We start from the raw sequence: 18,538 nt of genomic DNA, 5'->3' as shown, positions 1-18,538 counted from the left end.
CTGTCTGATATGTTTATCAATTGTAAATGGCATCTGTTTATCCAGTGATTTTGACCATTAAGTACTAATATTGATAACGCCCTCGGTCGAGCAACTTATTTGTGAAATTCTACTTCTCCGTTATATCTCATAAACACCAAGACATTATTATCCGTTTGGGATCGTTGCGACGACTATCGGCGCTAAAACAGGTTACCGTGATTTGTCGTGACAATATAGTGACGCCTAAGTTACGAGAATACTGTAAAAAACATGCTATTCACTACTGCCCCAATACGAAGCTGCATGGATTTTCTACAAACAACAACCTCAATTTTCTTGAAGCAGAATCATTGGGAATGGAAGATCAGGACTACTTTATTTTACTTAACCCTGATGTTCATATCAGCAACCAGATGATAAAGCAGCTCCTGAAAGAGCTAGAACAGAAAGCGTACCCATTTGCGGTACCAAATCTTTTTTTAGACAAACGCTTGTCACTTTTTGACGACAACTTACGTCGTTACCCGAACTTTAAAAGCTTTATCAAAAATTATCTATTTAATGACCGGGCAACGGTAATCGACAAATCTTCCCCAGAACAGTTACCAAAACATTACTGGGCGAGTGGCGCATTTTTAATCGTCAGGGCTTCACTTTATCGGGGGGTCAATGGATTTGATGAACATTACTATATGTATTGTGAAGACATCGACTTTTGCTTGAGAGCACACCGAGCGGGACAAGACCTTAACTTTTTACCAGAAATTAAAGCTGTTCATTACCGTCATCGCTGTAGCCAAAAATTTCTATCCGTCGCTTTTTTCAGGCATGTGTTTAGCGTGTTTCTTTATCACCTAGCGTCTAGAAAGTTAAGGTCGAACAAAAGCTGCTTAGCTCGTTCAAAAAACCGAGAAAATATTGACTCTCCCTGCGCAAAATAACCGCTACGGAAAGACATCAGAATCGACGATACAGAAGATGATAACCTCCATTTCTCGACAAGATATATGTGCAGTCATAGTGCTGTACCGACCAAGCCCATCAGCTCTAGAACATGCGAAACGACTCAGTACGCGTTTACCTGTCATCGCCATCGATAATACAGAAGCGGGACATCAACTATCACACACGAGCTTTGACTTTTGTCATCGCTATTTGGCTAATAACCAAAATTTAGGCATAGCCACCGCGCTAAACATTGGGATAAAGCTTGCTAAAAGACAAGACAAGCATTGGTGTTTACTCCTTGATCAAGATAGTATTATTGACGATGACTTTCTTGATGCAATAAATACCTATCCCTCAGATTCAACCAATATTGCCGCGCTAACCCCCATCTACTACGCACAAAACTTAGATAAGTATGGTGATTTGATTCAGGTGAGATCTTGTTCTATTCATCGTATCAAGCTTGACGACGAATCAACGCAAAAAAAAGCACCTTTTATCCCCGTCTCATATGCCATAACCTCTGGCAGTTTGGTTAACTTATCAATAATGGACAAAGTCGGCTTGCACGACGAAGACTTATTTATTGACTTTGTTGATATTGAGTGGGGGCTAAGAGCCAATAACAAAGGCTATCAGGTTTTAGCCAACACCAATGCGATACTGATTCAGCAGTTAGGTGATAAACCGATCATGCTGATGAATAGGAGAATAGTGAATCACTCCGCCACTCGGCATTATTACTATTTCCGTAACGTGATGTTGATGTTGCGAAAGCCCCACGTTCCTCGGGTTTGGAAAATCTATGAGTTTGCTAAACTACCTGCTCGATTTCTTCTTTACTCACTATTTGCACATCCAAGAACCAAACAGTGTAGATCCATGCTAAAAGGAATATGGCATGGCATAAACAACAAAAAAGGTATAAAACCACAATGAAAGTAATTGTCACGGGCAAAGGTGGTCAACTAGCTTGGGAGCTGGGACAAACCAAACCGGCTAAAGTAGAACTGATCAGTTTAGGCATTCAGGAGTTGGATATCTCGAACGCAGCTCAAGTAAATGAGGTGCTAACGGCTCACTCACCTGACATCGTAATCAACGCTGCCGCTTACACAGCTGTTGATAAAGCGGAGTCCGAACAAGAGGTAGCTTACGCGGTCAACCAAACAGGAAGTGAAAACTTAGCCAATACTTGTAAAGAAATAGGGGCTCGTTTGATTCAAGTTTCAACTGACTTTGTCTTTGATGGAGCAAAGACCACACCATATCAAACTGATGACACACCAAATCCTATTAATGTCTATGGCGATTCAAAACTCCAAGGGGACAAGGCGATTGCGAACATTTTGGGTGACCAAGCGACGATCATCCGTACCGCTTGGGTATACTCGACAAACGGCAATAACTTTGTAAAAACCATGCTGCGTTTAATGACAGAAAAAGACCGACTTGGCATCGTTTACGACCAAGTTGGGACACCGACATGGGCAAAAGGTTTAGCGCAAATGATTTGGGCTTTAACAGCAAAGTTAGCCAAGAATGCTCTAACGCAAGACAGGCAAACTCAAGTCCTACACTGGACCGATGCGGGCGTTGCTTCTTGGTATGACTTCGCGGTAGCGATACAAGAACTGGCAATAGAGAAAGGGATGCTCTCTCACAGAATACCAGTGCGTCCAATTCCAGCGAGCAGCTACCCTACTCCGGCGAAGCGCCCAAGCTTTAGTGTCATCGATAAGTCGAAAGCTGAACTCGCTAGTGGTGTCGAGACCGTTCACTGGCGCGAGCAGCTTTCTGCGATGCTGGATGAACTTTCTTTACACTCACAAAATAGTTAATCTATATCCAAGTCTATCAATCATCTAAATTTAATTTTTACTAACGACAAAGAATAATCATGAAACAACGTAATCTATTAGTGACCGGCGGAGCTGGCTTTATTGGCGCAAACTATGTTCATTACTGGCTAGGACAATACCCAAATGACAAAGTCGTGGTACTGGATGCTCTAACTTATGCGGGTAACAAAGCAAACCTTGATAGCGTAGAAAGCAACCCTAACTTTATATTTGCACACGGCGATATCTGTGACACAGGCTTAGTTGAGCAGCTATTGAAAGAGCACCACCTTGATACCATTGTACACTTTGCGGCTGAATCACACGTCGATCGCTCTATCACAGGCCCTGATGCATTTATCGAAACTAATATTTTGGGCACCTACAGCCTGCTAAAAGCAGCAAAGAAAGTTTGGATTGATGAACCAGCATCGGCAGGTAAATCTCCTCTACAACACCGTTTCCACCATGTTTCAACCGATGAAGTTTACGGAACACTAGAGCCAAACGACCCGGCATTTACGGAAGAAACGGCTTACGCGCCAAACTCCCCTTACTCTGCCTCTAAAGCAGCATCGGACCACTTAGTACGTGCTTACCACCATACATATGGCTTAGAAGTAACCACTTCAAACTGCTCAAATAACTACGGTCCGTTCCACTTCCCAGAAAAACTGATCCCACTCATTATAACTAATATCCTGCATGACAAACCATTGCCTATTTACGGCGACGGCCAACAGATTCGTGACTGGCTATTCGTTACCGATCACGCTCGTGGCATTGATTTAGTACTGAATAAAGGCCGATTAGGCGAAAACTACAACATCGGCGGCCACAATGAGTGGGCCAATATCGATATTGTAAAAGTAGTATGCAAATTAATGAACGAAGCGTTCGCAGTTGATACCACATTGGCTAGCCGTTACCCTCTTGCTCAAGCAGCAATGAAAGGTGAAAGCGAAACGCTAATTACTTACGTAACCGACCGTGCTGGTCATGATCGACGTTATGCTATTGACGCAACTAAAACCAACAATGAACTAGGTTACAAGCCTACTGAGTCTTTTGAAACAGGGATAGCAAAAACTGTGAGTTGGTACCTAAACAACTCAACCTGGTGGAGTAAGTTACTGTAAGGAGTATTCCAATAATGATGGAAAAACAATTAAAAGTAACGCTTTTAGGTGCTACAGGATTCCTTGGTTCAGCACTATCTGATTCGTTGGAACGTAAAGGTATCGAGTGGATCGGCGTCACCGTAGAACCAACTCAACACCCTAAAATAGTTACAATATCACCCAATGATACTAGACGACTTATACAGACTATAAATGACTACCCTATTGTTATAAATGCAACAGGAGCTCTAAAACCCAAAGATTTTGAAAGAAACACAAAAGAGTCATTAGAAAAGTTTTGGAAACTAGTCGAACACTTTTCAGCGATCTATGCCTCATCGAAGCTCGAAAAACTGGTACATATTTCATCTGGTGGAACAGTTTATGGTGAGGGAAGTTTTAATCATTCACATAAAGAAAAAGACATCCTATCGCCTATATCTTGGTATGGTAGAGCCAAGTTATTTGAAGAGCTACATTATGAAAAGCTAGCAAATACTATTTCTGCCGACTACTTGTGTGTAAGGGTTTCCAATCCATATGGCAACCCTAACAAATCTAATCATGGCTTCATCGATGTACTAATTAACAATATATTATCAGGAAAAGATACCGTCATATATGAGGATAGTGACCCCATCCGCGATTTTGTCTATGCTTCTGATATGGCAGATACTATTGTCAATAATTTGATAAAAAATGAATTAGGGACATTTAATATTGCTTCCGGGTGTTCATACTCTTTAATGGAAATAGTAGGCTTTGCTAAGCAGTTCTCTAGTAAAGTAAACGTGATTCGTTCAGGAAAAAAACCTGAATATGATGTTCTTAATAATATGTTAGATATTAGAAAAACAAAGAATAACAATACATATATTAGAACAACAAATGTTGTTAATTATATAGAATCAAAACTTAATTTTGTTGAGAAATTTGAGAATGAAGCAAGCTGATAGTGATAAAGTAAAATTTATTACAAACCAATTATTAAGTAACAAATATGTTGTTGAAAAGCTTAGTCTTAGTAATGAATCCCTAGAGTCTCAAACAACGACCATTAATAACATCATCAATAATGACCTATTGATACCAGGCTATTTTGACTCAGAATTCTATCTATCAGAATATGTTGATGTGTATGATTCTGGCATGCTTGCCATAGAGCACTATCTGCTATTCGGAAGGGAAGAAGGAAGAATTGGATATGAGTCCAGATGGTCTTCAATAGTAGATCAGATGTTTAAAAATGGTGAATGTAAAGCTGTTTTAAACTTTGAGAATGGCGAGAAGAAAGTTAAGTACGAAACCATTTTTGACAATTATACCAAATATGGAAAATCTTTTTATACATGTAAAAAACTGAGCTGCAAATGGTTTCAAGATATAGATTCAGGAACCTTAAGATCACCGATAATTAGTTATACAACACTAGAAAGACATAATATTTATGAAAAAGTCGAAACTTTACTAAATATTAAACGCTTGATGAAAAGAGTTACTTTTTATCATAAGCATGAACTGAACCTTCTATTAGAGCTTGCTTTTAGTTCTGATTGGAACATCAACGAACTAGATAAATCATTAGCTATTTCAGAGTCCAATCATTATGATCTTTTTGATTTAAACTTTGTGCAAAAAGAGTTAAATATAAAGGGTAACTCTATAGTAGAAATATATTCAAATTGGTTTTCCAGCTTTAGAAAATTAACACCAAACAAGTATTTCTTATCTACTTACTATACCTCCGAATATGGTGACTTAAAACAACTAGAGTATCCATTTGAACACTATGCTTTAAATGGAAGGTTTGAAGGAAGAAAACCGAACCAGTTTGTATCAAAGATACAATTTGGCAGTCACAAAACTTGTCAATATAAATCACTATCTATTTTAGATAAATATCCTTTTTTAAGCTATTTTGAAGAAAGCTCGGTAGACTCTTTAAACTTACTCATTGATAATATTAGTGGTCTAGTTAAAAATGAGAGAGATATTAACGCTCTCATATCTTTAATAAACAATCAATTTTTTATTGACTTTTTTAAATCTAATAACTTAAAAGATGCTATTGTTTCATGGAAAGAAAATGATTTCACAGACAAAGCGATAATTCTCTTTGATATAGATTATCTGTCTAAGAAGTTAGATACAAACTTAGTCAACTTTGAAGATGCATTCTTAGCATGGAGAGAAATAGCAAAAGCTGAGTCTATCTCAACAAGCCCTCTATTTGATCAGCATTATTACTTAGACCGATATCTTGACTTAAAATATTCAAATATCAATGCTTTTGAGCACTACCTACATCATGGTCAACATGAGAATAGATCACCATGTAGATATATAGACCCTTTATGGATACGTAACACGTATACTATTGGTACTCTCTCAGGACTAGATTTCTTTGCTTGTAGTGATAAGAAAATAAAACCATCTCCAGGGCTCATGCCTATAGACATTTATGAGCTTCAAGAAATTGCTAAGAGTTCATATGAAAGTTCTTGGTTTGATACCACGCACAATCAAGTTCTTAAAAATCAACTAGAAAAAGCAAATAAAATAGATCCTAGAATAAAGCTTCACGATCCTAGTCGCATTTATACTTTGATGCCATATAATATGGATTTTTATGCTGAAATTAAAGGACTGGAAAGTAAAATACCCAGCGCAGATATACTAATATTTCGTGACTCTATAAACTTTGGTGGAGCAGATGTAGTACTAAGTCACTTATATCGAGCATTGAAAATTATCGAACCAACTAAAAATATAAAAATTATTTCATTTGGCGAAGTAGAAGATAAAGTTGTTTCTAGCCGTGACATTAATCCTAATGACGTCATCAACTTAAAGCAACTAAAAGGTATGATCCCTTTGGAACATCAAGCTAATGTTGTTTATGATATAATAATTGGTACGAAAGCAGATCAGGTTTATAACGTAAATAGTTACGGGGCTTGGGAAGCATTTAAGAAATATGGTAAGAGCCTGACTCAAGAAACAAAACTATTTGGTTATCTTTTTTGTGATGATAGAGATGAGTTTGGTAATATAGCTGGATATCCTGCCTCATACTTCTTCCCAACAATCGAGCATCTGAGTCGTGTATATTTAGATAGTGAGAGCTTGCTTTCAGAGTTAGTAGGTCGTGGTGTTATCATCAATAGATACGCCTCTAAGATCAAAGTATTAAAAACACCATTTGAGCCCTTCAATAACATAAATGATACTATCCAACCTAAAATAAGTAAGAAAATTGCGTGGGCTGGTAGATTTGACGAGCAGAAGAAACCTGAATTATTAATAAAGATCGCAAGATTAATGCCTGAATATGAATTCCATGTTTGGGGTAAGGCTGTATTGTCAAATAAAGAGTATAATTTTTCCAAGTGTAAAAATATTATTCTTCATGGTTTATATGATGATATTAATGAACTACTTCATCAGGATTGTAGTCTTTATCTATACACTTCAGGGTGGGATGGTATCCCAACAATCTTGTTAGATGTAGTTAATCTAGGCCTGCCAATTGTAGCTAGCAATGTTGGAGGAGTAGCAGAAGCAGTCCCATCTTGGTCATTAGTTGATGAAATAGATAATCCAGCACAGTATGTAGATAAAATCAACAGCATTTTAGCTAACTATGAAAATAGTCTTAACCATATGGGGCAGTATAAAGAAATGCTTTTAGAAAAATGCTCTTTTGAAAATTATTGCTTTGAAATAGGAAATAATTAATGACTAAGCTACCATCATTAGATGTCGTTATAACAGCACACAAGGAAGGAGACCTCTTACTGCCAACCTTTATTAGTGCTCAAGACTCTATCAATAGACTAAAATCTGATTTTGATTTAGACATTAATATAGTACTGTACTTAGATAATCCTGATAGTATTACTTTATCTGTTGCTGAAGAATTAGCTAATAAATTCAATCTAAATCTATTCACAGGAAAAAATGGTGACCCAGGCATTTCAAGAAATCAGGCTATATCTCTTTGTCAAAGTGATTACATTGCCTTATTAGATGGTGATGACTTATGGTCAGAGAACTGGTTGCACTCAGTATATTCGGATATTTCAGTTAGACTCTCTCATGGAAAATCTATAACTAATATAGTCTACCACCCTGAATATAACTTAATTTTTGGTGGACATAATGCCTTTGTAAGACAAGGAAATATCAATGACTCCTTTTTTGATACGCGCTTCCTAAGAGCCTCTAACTACTGGGATGCACTTTGCGTTGCACCAAGAAAGCTACTATTAAACTTTCCTTATAAGAAGAATGATCTGAGTAAAGGCTTTGCTCATGAGGATTATCATTGGGTTTGTGTCACTATAGAAAATGGTGTGACACATTTGACTACAGAAAATACCATTCACTTCAAACGTCGTCGCGAGAATAGTGTATCCGTTATAGCGAACAATCAAAATGTTAAATGCTATACTACGGGGCTTCAAAGGTACAGCTAATGAAACGTAAATTAACTCTACATATAGGTACTGAAAAAACTGGTACTACTTCCATCCAAAACACTTTAAAAGCCAATTATGATAATCTTAATCAACTCGGTATACTTTATCCGAAATGTTTCAAGTTATCTAACCATGTAGAAATGGCAGTTTGCTTCCAAACTTACAATCCAGATTCTGAACTTTACAGCGTAGTTGGTTTGAGTAACAATAAAAGTGATGTAGAAAATTTCAAGGTTAATTTTTTAAAAAAATTAGAACGTGAAATTATAGAATCTAATTGCGAGCATGTAGTAATATCTAATGAACACTTACATAGTCGTATTACTAGCTTAGAAGAAGTTGAAAATATATATCATTGGGCATCATCAATTTTTGATGAGATTGAAGTATCACTTTATCTCAGAAAACAAAGTGATTTGGCTATTTCTCACTTCTCTACGGCAATAAAGTCCGGCAGTACAATCACAAATCCTTTCCCACACGATGTAATAGATAGTTATTACTATAATTATCAAATATTAACAGAACTATGGGGAAGTAAATTTAAACAATTAACAGTAAGAGCATTTTCAAGGAACTCTCTAGAGTATGGTGATGTAGTAAAAGACTTTCTCTATAACGTAGTAGTTATTGATGAGCCATCTCTAAATAAATTTGAATATCCTAATGACTCTAACATCTCTTTAGGAATTCGTGCTTTGGCCTTTTTGTCTTATGTAAACCAAAAGATACCACTTATTGAAAATGGCCGATTAAATCCCCTAAGACGAAGACTAGTATCTTACTTAGAAAATTCAGCCAAAAAAGATAAGAACCTAGTCATGCCTTATAATATCATTTCTGAATTTCAAGATTTATTTAAAGAATCGAATAAATCTTGCAAGTATATAAGCGATGAGGTTAGAGATTACCTTTTGTCAAAGGTATCTCGCAAAGAGTCTACGTTTGAAGAATTTTCATTATTACTAAAAGACACTGAATCCCACCAGTTTACTCTTGATCTTTGGCTAGACTCCATAAGATTTTCAAACTTTGCTGAAGTTAGAAACTCTATATTTCAAGCAGAGATAGCACTTCATAACAACAATCGTGAAGAAGCTTTACAGCTACTTAGTTTAGCTGAAAGTATAAATCCACAACAGCCAATTGTAGAAGCCATGCGAAAGAAGTTAACCTCTTAAATAACTTTAATTATAAAACAGTTATCTAACTTTTAAAAACATAGAGGCATTAATATTCTTTTAATAACATTGATGCCTTCTACTCATTTCAAGATAAAAGATATACATATCTATTATCTAATAAACCCAATTATAAATTAGTTACGAACCGTCATGATAAAGAAATGTCTATTCCCTGCCGCAGGCTACGGCACTCGCTTTCTTCCAGCCACTAAATCCATGCCGAAAGAAATGATGCCTGTTGTTAACAAACCACTCATTGAGTATGGTGTTGAAGAGGCCATCAATGCGGGTATGGAAAGTATGTGTATCGTAACCGGCCGCGGCAAGCACACCTTGATGGATCACTTCGATAAAAACTATGAGTTAGAGCACCAAATCGAAGGGACCAATAAAGAAGAACTGCTTGTCGATATACGCAATATCATTGAATCTGCGAATTTTACCTACATTCGACAACGAGAGATGAAAGGTCTCGGCCATGCGATTTTAACTGGTCGAGAACTTGTTGGGGACGAGCCTTTTGCAGTGGTATTGGCGGATGATCTCTGTCTTAACATTGATGGCGATGGTGTCTTACAACAAATGGTCAACCTCTATAAGCAATTCCGCTGCTCTATTGTTGCCGTGCAAGAAGTCCCTAAAGACCAAACCCATAAGTATGGTGTCATCGCTGGCGAAGAGATCAAAGATAATCTAATCCGAATCAATGATATGGTTGAAAAACCAGCCCCAGGCACTGCACCAAGTAATTTGGCGATCATTGGTCGCTACATACTCACTCCAGACATTTTCAAACTCATTGAAAGCACCGAGCCAGGAAAAGGTGGAGAAATTCAAATCACAGACGCACTTATGCAGCAAGCTCAAAAAGGGTGTGTGATAGCATATAAGTTTAATGGTCAGCGATTCGATTGCGGTTCTGTAGAAGGATATATCGAAGCCACCAATTTTTGCTACCAGAATATCTATAAGCAAAACAAAGAAAGCAAAGAGTCTACTCGACTCAATCAGCCGACTATTTCAATCTCGGAACCAGAACTAGCGTAGATAGACACAAATTAGTGGGGAGAAAAACGCCCCACTTTTTGCTATTCCTAGTTAATCACTGAAATACCAAAGAGCAGTGAATAAAACGTTATGGTGTTCTGTATAGGGATGGATCCCGATTAAGTTATAACACCAATCTCTAAAGAAGACTCAGCCTAAGGAAAAGCAGCATGAAACTTTCTGTCAGTAACTTTGCTTGGCCTCAGCATGAAGCGCTTTGGTGCTACGAGCAATTAGCACAGAGAGGCATAAAAGGGGTCGAGATAGCGCCAACCAAAGTCTTTGGTGAAAATTGGGTTATCGATCCAGACACCGTTTTGTCACTCAGGGAAACGTTATGCTCATTTGATCTTCATATCAGCTCTTTTCAAGGTCTTACTTATGCAAAAGAAGATGTAGCACTGTTTGGGGAAGGCAGTGACAATTTCCTTTCGCATATGGAAACCATCGCTCAACTTCTCGTCGAATGTGGGGCAGATTATGCCGTGTTAGGCGCTGTAAAACTCCGTCAGCATCTACCCGCCGATTATCACGAGATGAGTGCACTCTTCGAGGCTGTAGCAAAACGCTTTTCTACCGTATCGAAAGCGTTGGCATTAGAGTCAATTCCACCTGTATATGGCGCACGATTACTTCGCAACCTAACGGAATGCACACATTTAATTAATGATGTTGATAGTGATGGCTTGGTACTCAATTTTGATACCGCTAACCAATTTTTGTGTGGTGACCTACTCTCTGGCAATTATCGGCACGCGTTAGCAAAAGCGAAACATATTCATATATCCGAACCAGATTTATGCTATTTTCATCAACCATCTAAATACAATGTCGAGCTAGCAAGCCAAGTAAAGCGTATTTATCAAGGGAAATGGGGAGTGCTGGAAATGGGTGAAAAATATTTTACGCGCAGTGGATTTCAGCGTTCATTAGATACATTTTTAAAACTGTACGGCCCCCTATCTTATTCAGCAACTTTATAGTGTGGAACCTAGAGTATTTACATTCCTTCGCTTGATCGACCTACAGCAATGAGAAGATCCATGTCTTTCCTAACAATCTTAAGAAAAATCAAAAACAAACTAACTAGCGATGGTGTTCATCCTTCCACACATTATGAATATCACCTAGATGCGTGTTTTAACCACGTAGTAAACGGCTGGGCCTATAAAAAAGCATCACCACAACAACCCGTTCATGTCGCATTTAAAGTGGGTAATCGCACGTTTTGTGAGGTCATGGCGAACGATTTTAGAGACGATCTCATTACCTCGAACCTTCCAAGCAAAAGCTGCGCCTTTTCTGTATCGCCAGACTTACCTCAGGCATCACTAACCCCTACTCTGGCAGACTTATACTTAGATGATGTAAAGGTAAATATAGAACCGATTGTATTTGCAATGGACTATCAACAACTCTTATTAGCTCTGAAAGATCAGGAGCTCCCTAATATCGCTTCAAGTACAAACAAATAACAATGGTTAGTAAGGAATAAATCCTTAAATGTAATTGACGTTTTAATGGTTGAACGGACAATCAGAGTATTATATTTTCATAGATATGGTTCGAAATCGGCATCGTAAGTACCGAAAAATGAACTTAGAATTACATAAAAAGCAATAATAAACAGGCGATTAGATGGCTATCGAATCATTACAACAATTGGGGGCGGTTTTTTTGTCCCCCGTTTTAACCTATTTCAACAAAAACCTTTATGAACAGCGACCTAAGGGCAGACCTCTGTTTTTCTTAGCTCGAGAAGGTTATTGGTTAGAGCGCTCATTTTCCCGCTATGCTTCGGGGCAGGAGAAATCTGTTGAGACACGTTACTTACTTGTATCACGAGCATTTCTCTTCAAAATTGGCTTAATCGAGCCGAAAACCCACGCTTACTCGCTGAATTTTAAATTCTCGGGATCAATGTATGAGTTACTGCGCACGCGATTTATGCTTAGTGATGTCAAGATCAGAGAAGTTTTTTCACAGAAAGAGCTCAGTCAAAAACTTTTTCTGCCCAATGACCTAGAAAAGGTTTCCGCGTTACTTTGCACAAGAGTTGAACAACTGACACCCGTCATCCGTCGTTCAAGTGATGCTTATAAAGAATATCTAACCCAACTGGGTTTCTTTGAACACGACACAGTCGATGTCGTTGATGTCGGTTATGGCGGAACCATACAAACACTGTTGAGCTTAATCTTTGATGTCAACACTGTAGGACATTATCTTATTGCGTCAAAACCTGGTAAAAAACAGATTGGAACAAAATCCGCAGTAATGAAGGGCTACTTAAAAGAAGGTGTCAAACTGGGTGACGGTTATGTGCCACTCGATCGTTCCATGTTCTTAGAAGGCTTATTAACAGCACCAAATGGTCAGTTCCAAGATATTCGTTTTAGTCCGCTGCAACATCGAGAATTTGACTATTACTATGGACGAAAAGTCTCAAGCCAGCATAACTTCCATTTATTGGAAACGGTTTGTAATGGCGCGTTGAAGCAAATGGACGAGTTTGTGGCACATGGTATAGAGTTCTCCCGTCAAGAAATCGAAGATTTATACACCACCTTTGTCTCCAAAAAAGGCATGTTACCTCGAGGGAGCTGGCCGTTGTTTGAAATAGACGATGACATCACCAGTGAAGGAACCGTGAACGGTATTGATTTTTTTGGGTTGAGACTATGAATTACAGAGCATTAATTAAACAACGCTTTCCTAGAGTTGAACGCACTTTACGCCATAACCCAAAACTTATGACTTTGGCCGAAAAAGTAGAGAACCGACTTCTCCGACGTAAACTAAAAAAGCACACTAAAGCACTCAGCGGCCAGTATAACGACATCAGCGTTGATCAAGTTCAACTTCTTCTTGACGCTAAAAAGCACGGTCTGTTTGACTTTGATTGGTATTGTGAAACGCAAAACCGCCAGTTTTCCTCCGAACAACAGGCATTTTGCGACTACTTACATAAAAGTCGGTTTTCCGCAGTAAGCCCAAGCCCAAGCTTTGACAACTTAACGTACCAAAAGCATAGCCTAGACGTATACCACGCAAACGTTAGTCCACTTGCGCATTACCTCTCTACTGGTCACACTGAGGGGCGAATTTCCGCACCTTTTTCACCAAAGTGGACACCGAGACAATCTATTGAAATCACGCCGAATAAAAAACGCATTGCCGAAGCAAAAGTTGCGGTCTGCTTGCATATTTTCTATGAAGATTTTATTTCGTATTACGCTAAATGCTTAACAGACTTTCCGGTCAAGGTAGATTTATTAATAAGCGTAAGCGACAAAGCGTTTGAGAGCGAAATAGAGAAGCAACTCTCCTCACTTAACGCTGTAAATAACATCGAAGTTGTCGAAGTTCCTAACCAAGGCCGTAATTTTGGTCCGATGTTGGTTGAGTTTGGACAAAAGCTGATGGATTACGATCTATTCTGTCATCTGCATTCTAAAAAATCCTTGTACTCAGGACGTCCGCAAACTCAGTGGGCTGACTATCTAGGCGAGTACTTGCTCAAAGATCACTGTGTCATCACAAGAATGTTGACTCACATGCTTAACGATGAAGAGTGCGGCATTTATTACCCAACATCATTTACTATGATGCCAGACTGGGTAAACCACTGGCTTAAAAATAAACCGTTTAAAGGGCAATTCTTCGAAGAATGGGGGCTTGATGATCATACCGAGTTCCTTCCCTACCCTGTAGGCGGTATGTTTTGGGCGAAGCCAAAAGCTATCCAGCAATTGCTTGATAAAAGTTACCAATACTCCGATTTTCCACAAGAGCCGTTACCTAACGATGGTTCACCTCTTCATGCACTAGAACGCTGCATTGGATTATTGGCAGAAAAGAATGGCTATTCACAGCTGTTTTTCAACCCCGAACTTGCACGCTTCACCTATGACAAGAGTTACATCTTTGCCAACTATGTCAGTAACAAAGAACAGCTTTTGCACAAACTACAGCCCTTCGAAATTATTTCGTTTGACGTTTTCGACACTTTAGTTCGACGCAGCCACTATGTACCTGATTATGCGAAATTTAAACTTGGCAAACAGTTGGTTGATGATGGGCTGTTTTCATGTCCACATGAGTTTGTTAAGGCTCGCAACGAAGCAGAATTTAAAGTAAGACAAGACAAGAAGTTTCAAGGCGATGTGAACATTTTTGAAACTTACGAAAAAATGGTTGCTCTTAAATTACTTCCTGAAGGCAGCGCAAAACAGTATGCCGATCTAGAGTTTGCCTATGACCTAGAGATGATTGAGAGTAAAGATGAAGTTGTCGACATCTTAAACCAACTTATCGGTATGGGTAAGGAAGTCTACATCGTCTCTGACACCTACTATGACGAATACCAAATTCTCTTAATGCTGAGAAAAGCAGGTGTGACAAACGGTTACAAACTATTTGTCTCAAGCGACCTAGGGTTAAGGAAAGATAATGGCACAATGTGGTCGTACATCAGTGACAATCTCAAGAATAAAACTCGCTTTGTTCATATAGGGGACAATGCAGTTGCCGATGCACAATTGCCAGGGGATTTTGGCCTTGCCAACCTGCATATTTTAAATCCAATCGACAAATGGCAGGCCGCAGGCTGGAATAACCCTTTCACAGGCGAAAACGAACTAAACGAACAACAGATTTTAAAATGGGGCCCTTTGATCAGTCAGTTTGGCCGGTTCCCATTTTTAGGTGAATAAGAAAATGAAACAAACGATTTATCTGCACGTTGGCCCTCATAAAACAGGGACAACGGTGATTCAAAAAGCGAGCTTGGACAATAAAGAGGTCCTAGAAAAGAACAATATTTCTTATCCACTTCAGTTTTTTAATCATATTGGCCATCATGATCTTGTGAATATCGTGAGAAGACGAGCCATTAGTAATGAAGATATTGAAAAGCTAAAAGCATGTGGATTAAACATCTTGTTATCAAGTGAGAATTTTATTCATTTCACCGCTCAAGATTATGCTTACTTACATAGTAGCCTAGAGAAAGATTTCGATATCAAAGTAATCTATGCATGGCGACGCTCTAGCTTGAAAATGTATTCTCTTTGGCAAGAATCTGTAAAACATGGAGGATGTCAACCCTTTCACTCATTCTTCTATCACGATTTGATTCGCCCAGGGCAAAGTAAAACATTAATGCAGACAATGACATTAGATGTACTAGCGAAACACTTTGGTAGAGAAAATTTACATATTTTAGACTACGACTCTCTAGCAAAAAATGGGGAATTAGTAAGTGTATTCTTCGGCCTAATGGGTATTTCTCCAGGTGAAATCGATGTGTCTAAGCAAAGCGACGGTGTAAGAAATGCTTCTTTGGATCCAGAAACAACAGAAATAATACGTTGCTTGAATGTCTTGAGCAAAAAAGCCCAACTACCTCAAAGCAGTAAGACTCGAGAAAACTTCTATGCCCGTAAAGATGATGTTCAAGAGCTCATCCAAAAAATTCGTGATTTGATGGCAAAAGATCAAGATTCGACTGAATCTGGAGATTATTTTGTCGATCGGCTTTGTGAACGAAGTATTCCAGAGAAATACTCTGATCGGATATTGAGCTATTCTCCCGTCAACCATAAGAAACAAATAAAGACTATCAGTCCTGATTGGCTTTTAAGCCCAAACGCTTCTAACTTCATTCAAGATGTATATAACATCGTTATGGAGGGGGTGGCTCTAAAATGATTGAGCTGATTTTACACCCAGGCCACTCAAAATGTGGTTCGACTACTATTCAAGATTTTCTTTATACTAATAGACTAGTGTTAAAAGATCGTGGCATTTTTATGCCAGATAGTGACTTCAACTTCCCAGGTAATAAAGCGTATCGAATTAATCGTACTCATACACCAAGAGACTTTATAGAAAAAGTCATCAATGGTGAGCTTAACATTAATGCTCTAGAAAAAAAGATCGACGACTTTTTAATTACTGCCGAAGAGCAAGGTTGTAAAAAAGTAATAATTACAGCAGAAAATTTAGTCAACGCAATAGGATCTCCACAGCTAAAAGCAATCCACTCTTTATTTGCGACACGCTTTAGTAACGTTAAAGTTGTTTACTATATTCGTGATCAACGAGAGTTACTTCTTTCCGCGTGGCAGCAATGGGGACACAAAAAAGGCGAAACAATAGACGCTTATATCGATAGAATGATAAATACTAATTTTGGTGATTATGTATTTGTTACAGAACAGCTTAGTAATTATTACCCTAACGCTGAACTAAAAGTTTGCTCATTAGATAAAAAGCACTTAATTAAAAGCAATTTAACTATAGACTTTTGTACTAGAGCAGGTATTAATAATAACGGACTAAAGCCGTCTCTAGAAGCAAGCAATGCAGGACTAAGCAGTGCTATATGCGAAAGTCTGACGAAAATTCACACTATTTATGAGAGCCCTCATACTCAAAAGGTTAAGAATACTATTTTAGCATTTGCACCTAATAGTAAGAAATTAATAAGCAAAAAATATTCTGTAAAGCTTCCCTTTGAACTAGAAAATAAGATATCTAGTAGATATCTTGAGTCAAATAAAAAGCTAGAACAAACATACTATTTAGGTAAGCATGCTTTTCCGTCTTCCCTGAATAAATCTAATTCAGAATCTGACAATGAAATATCACTATTAAAACAGAGAATTGAAAAACTTGAAGATATAGTCTCTATTCAAATGGATATGATTTTAACTATCGTTGGAAAAAAATAATATGGATATGAAAATAAAGCTCATAGCAATAGCTAAGGACGAAGCTGCTTATTTGCCTGATTGGATTTTTCATCACCTATATTTTGGCTTTGATTCAATTGATATCTATGTAAACAACACTACCGATAATACAAATGACCTAAAGCTCTTTCTTGAAAAAGAACACCGAGTCAGCTTCATTGACGGAGACTCATTTTTTGATCCATCTGTTGCTAAGCCTCAAGAATCAGTCTATAAACACGCTCTTGATTTAGCGAAAAAAGATAATTTTACCCATTTGTTATTTCTAGATATTGATGAGTTTTGGACACCCAAAAACTTTGCAAGCAAGATCCAAGATTGTATAAATGAGATCGACTCCGATGTAATATGCTTTGAGTGGTTTTTACTCCAATCTGAGCTAAATGAGTATGCAGAACCTTATGATCTGAAGAATGAAGGAAGGTTATCACCTTATGTGAAATCTATACTTTCTTTAAAACACGACTACATAAATATCGGTGTTCATAACTCAATATCACCATCAGTAGATTATGCTCTCGCTGACGGTTCAACGGCACTATTCCACGGAAAGGGAAAAGGAAGAATCGCTTCAGAAGAGAAGTCGACAGAATTAAAATCCTACTTCATTCTACATCGAATGTTCCGAAGTCAAATGGAATATGTTTCTATGCTAGCTCAACCGCTGGCTATTAACCAATTGAATGCTATTTCTGTATTCAAAAGTAATCGATCTGGTTATTGCCCTGTAAGCAGCAATGTTTCATTTAAATTGTCAAATGACAATTTTGAAAAATATTACTCTGCGAAGCGTGAATTTATAGAAAATAGCATTCCAGTGAGTTACTTCCTTAAAGCTAGAGAGTTTATTAAATCTAGGTTTAATAGTGTTAACAACAGTATTTCTACAGCACCGAGTTTTGAGTTATTGACACTTAATAAAATATTAAAGAATGTCACTATCTCTCCGACTAAAGAAGTTTTTAATAGTTGGAAAGAAAAAGTCATTACTCCAGGTGATGTAGAAGTACTTAGGGATTTAGCGATATCTTTGGAGACATCTGATTTATTAAAAGCTTACAAGTTAATGTCAATAGCTCAAAAGATGAGACCTAATGGTAAAATAATTGCGAATAAGATAAAGCAATATACACAAGCCTTAAAAGTTTGAGCAAAATTCTCAATAAATTAGATTGG

The 18,538-nt window shown here is 37.8% G+C and carries 16 protein-coding genes; all 16 read left to right on the top strand.

Going from position 1 to position 18,538, the window contains the following annotated elements; all coding sequences use genetic code 11:
• Positions 1-101 precede the first annotated feature (101 nt).
• Positions 102-923: a glycosyltransferase family protein gene (locus VER99_RS01105; RefSeq protein ID WP_024372771.1), complete on the top strand. Its 822-nt coding sequence runs from the start codon at positions 102-104 to the stop codon at positions 921-923.
• Positions 901-1,869: a glycosyltransferase family 2 protein gene (locus tag VER99_RS01100; protein ID WP_076633418.1), complete on the top strand. Its 969-nt coding sequence runs from the start codon at positions 901-903 to the stop codon at positions 1,867-1,869. The genes VER99_RS01105 and VER99_RS01100 overlap by 23 nt, the downstream gene beginning before the upstream one ends.
• Complete coding sequence (gene rfbD / locus VER99_RS01095; RefSeq protein ID WP_020335758.1) at positions 1,866-2,771, top strand: dTDP-4-dehydrorhamnose reductase; 906 nt, start codon at positions 1,866-1,868, stop codon at positions 2,769-2,771. Before VER99_RS01100 ends, rfbD begins: the two co-directional genes overlap by 4 nt.
• 59 nt (positions 2,772-2,830) lie before the next feature.
• Positions 2,831-3,910 (top strand): dTDP-glucose 4,6-dehydratase, encoded by a 1,080-nt coding sequence (gene rfbB / locus VER99_RS01090; RefSeq protein WP_020335757.1) that lies wholly within the window; start codon positions 2,831-2,833, stop codon positions 3,908-3,910.
• 14 nt (positions 3,911-3,924) lie between these two features.
• Positions 3,925-4,845, top strand: a complete 921-nt coding sequence (locus VER99_RS01085) for an NAD-dependent epimerase/dehydratase family protein (protein ID WP_020335756.1) — start codon at positions 3,925-3,927, stop codon at positions 4,843-4,845.
• Positions 4,832-7,630 (top strand): glycosyltransferase, encoded by a 2,799-nt coding sequence (locus tag VER99_RS01080; RefSeq protein ID WP_020335755.1) that lies wholly within the window; start codon positions 4,832-4,834, stop codon positions 7,628-7,630. The genes VER99_RS01085 and VER99_RS01080 overlap by 14 nt, the downstream gene beginning before the upstream one ends.
• On the top strand, positions 7,630-8,370 hold the full coding sequence (locus VER99_RS01075; RefSeq protein WP_020335754.1) for a glycosyltransferase: 741 nt from the start codon (positions 7,630-7,632) through the stop codon (positions 8,368-8,370). Before VER99_RS01080 ends, VER99_RS01075 begins: the two co-directional genes overlap by 1 nt.
• A complete protein-coding gene (locus tag VER99_RS01070; protein WP_020335753.1) occupies positions 8,370-9,554 on the top strand; it encodes a hypothetical protein in 1,185 nt (394 codons plus the stop codon). Before VER99_RS01075 ends, VER99_RS01070 begins: the two co-directional genes overlap by 1 nt.
• Positions 9,555-9,707: 153 nt before the next feature.
• Positions 9,708-10,604, top strand: a complete 897-nt coding sequence (galU, locus tag VER99_RS01065) for a UTP--glucose-1-phosphate uridylyltransferase GalU (RefSeq protein ID WP_020335752.1) — start codon at positions 9,708-9,710, stop codon at positions 10,602-10,604.
• A gap of 170 nt (positions 10,605-10,774) precedes the next feature.
• Positions 10,775-11,587 carry a sugar phosphate isomerase/epimerase family protein gene (locus tag VER99_RS01060; RefSeq protein ID WP_020335751.1) on the top strand — a complete coding sequence of 271 codons (813 nt, stop codon included), beginning with the start codon at positions 10,775-10,777 and terminating at the stop codon, positions 11,585-11,587.
• Positions 11,588-11,647: 60 nt separating this feature from the next.
• On the top strand, positions 11,648-12,079 hold the full coding sequence (locus VER99_RS01055; RefSeq protein ID WP_020335750.1) for a hypothetical protein: 432 nt from the start codon (positions 11,648-11,650) through the stop codon (positions 12,077-12,079).
• A gap of 163 nt (positions 12,080-12,242) precedes the next feature.
• On the top strand, positions 12,243-13,289 hold the full coding sequence (locus VER99_RS01050) for a hypothetical protein (protein ID WP_020335749.1): 1,047 nt from the start codon (positions 12,243-12,245) through the stop codon (positions 13,287-13,289).
• Positions 13,286-15,319, top strand: coding sequence for an HAD-IA family hydrolase (locus VER99_RS01045; RefSeq protein ID WP_020335748.1), 2,034 nt, complete (start codon positions 13,286-13,288; stop codon positions 15,317-15,319). Before VER99_RS01050 ends, VER99_RS01045 begins: the two co-directional genes overlap by 4 nt.
• 4 nt (positions 15,320-15,323) lie before the next feature.
• Positions 15,324-16,316, top strand: a complete 993-nt coding sequence (locus VER99_RS01040; protein WP_020335747.1) for a hypothetical protein — start codon at positions 15,324-15,326, stop codon at positions 16,314-16,316.
• On the top strand, positions 16,313-17,341 hold the full coding sequence (locus tag VER99_RS01035) for a sulfotransferase domain-containing protein (protein WP_020335746.1): 1,029 nt from the start codon (positions 16,313-16,315) through the stop codon (positions 17,339-17,341). Before VER99_RS01040 ends, VER99_RS01035 begins: the two co-directional genes overlap by 4 nt.
• Position 17,342: 1 nt before the next feature.
• Complete coding sequence (locus VER99_RS01030; protein WP_020335745.1) at positions 17,343-18,512, top strand: glycosyltransferase family 2 protein; 1,170 nt, start codon at positions 17,343-17,345, stop codon at positions 18,510-18,512.
• Positions 18,513-18,538: the final 26 nt, after the last annotated feature.

The sequence above is a fragment of the Vibrio natriegens NBRC 15636 = ATCC 14048 = DSM 759 genome, from assembly GCF_035621455.1.
Classification (GTDB): Bacteria; Pseudomonadota; Gammaproteobacteria; order Enterobacterales; family Vibrionaceae; genus Vibrio; species Vibrio natriegens.
The sequence above is the reverse complement of the archived record's forward strand: the minus strand, read 5'-3'. Positions and strand labels throughout refer to the sequence as shown.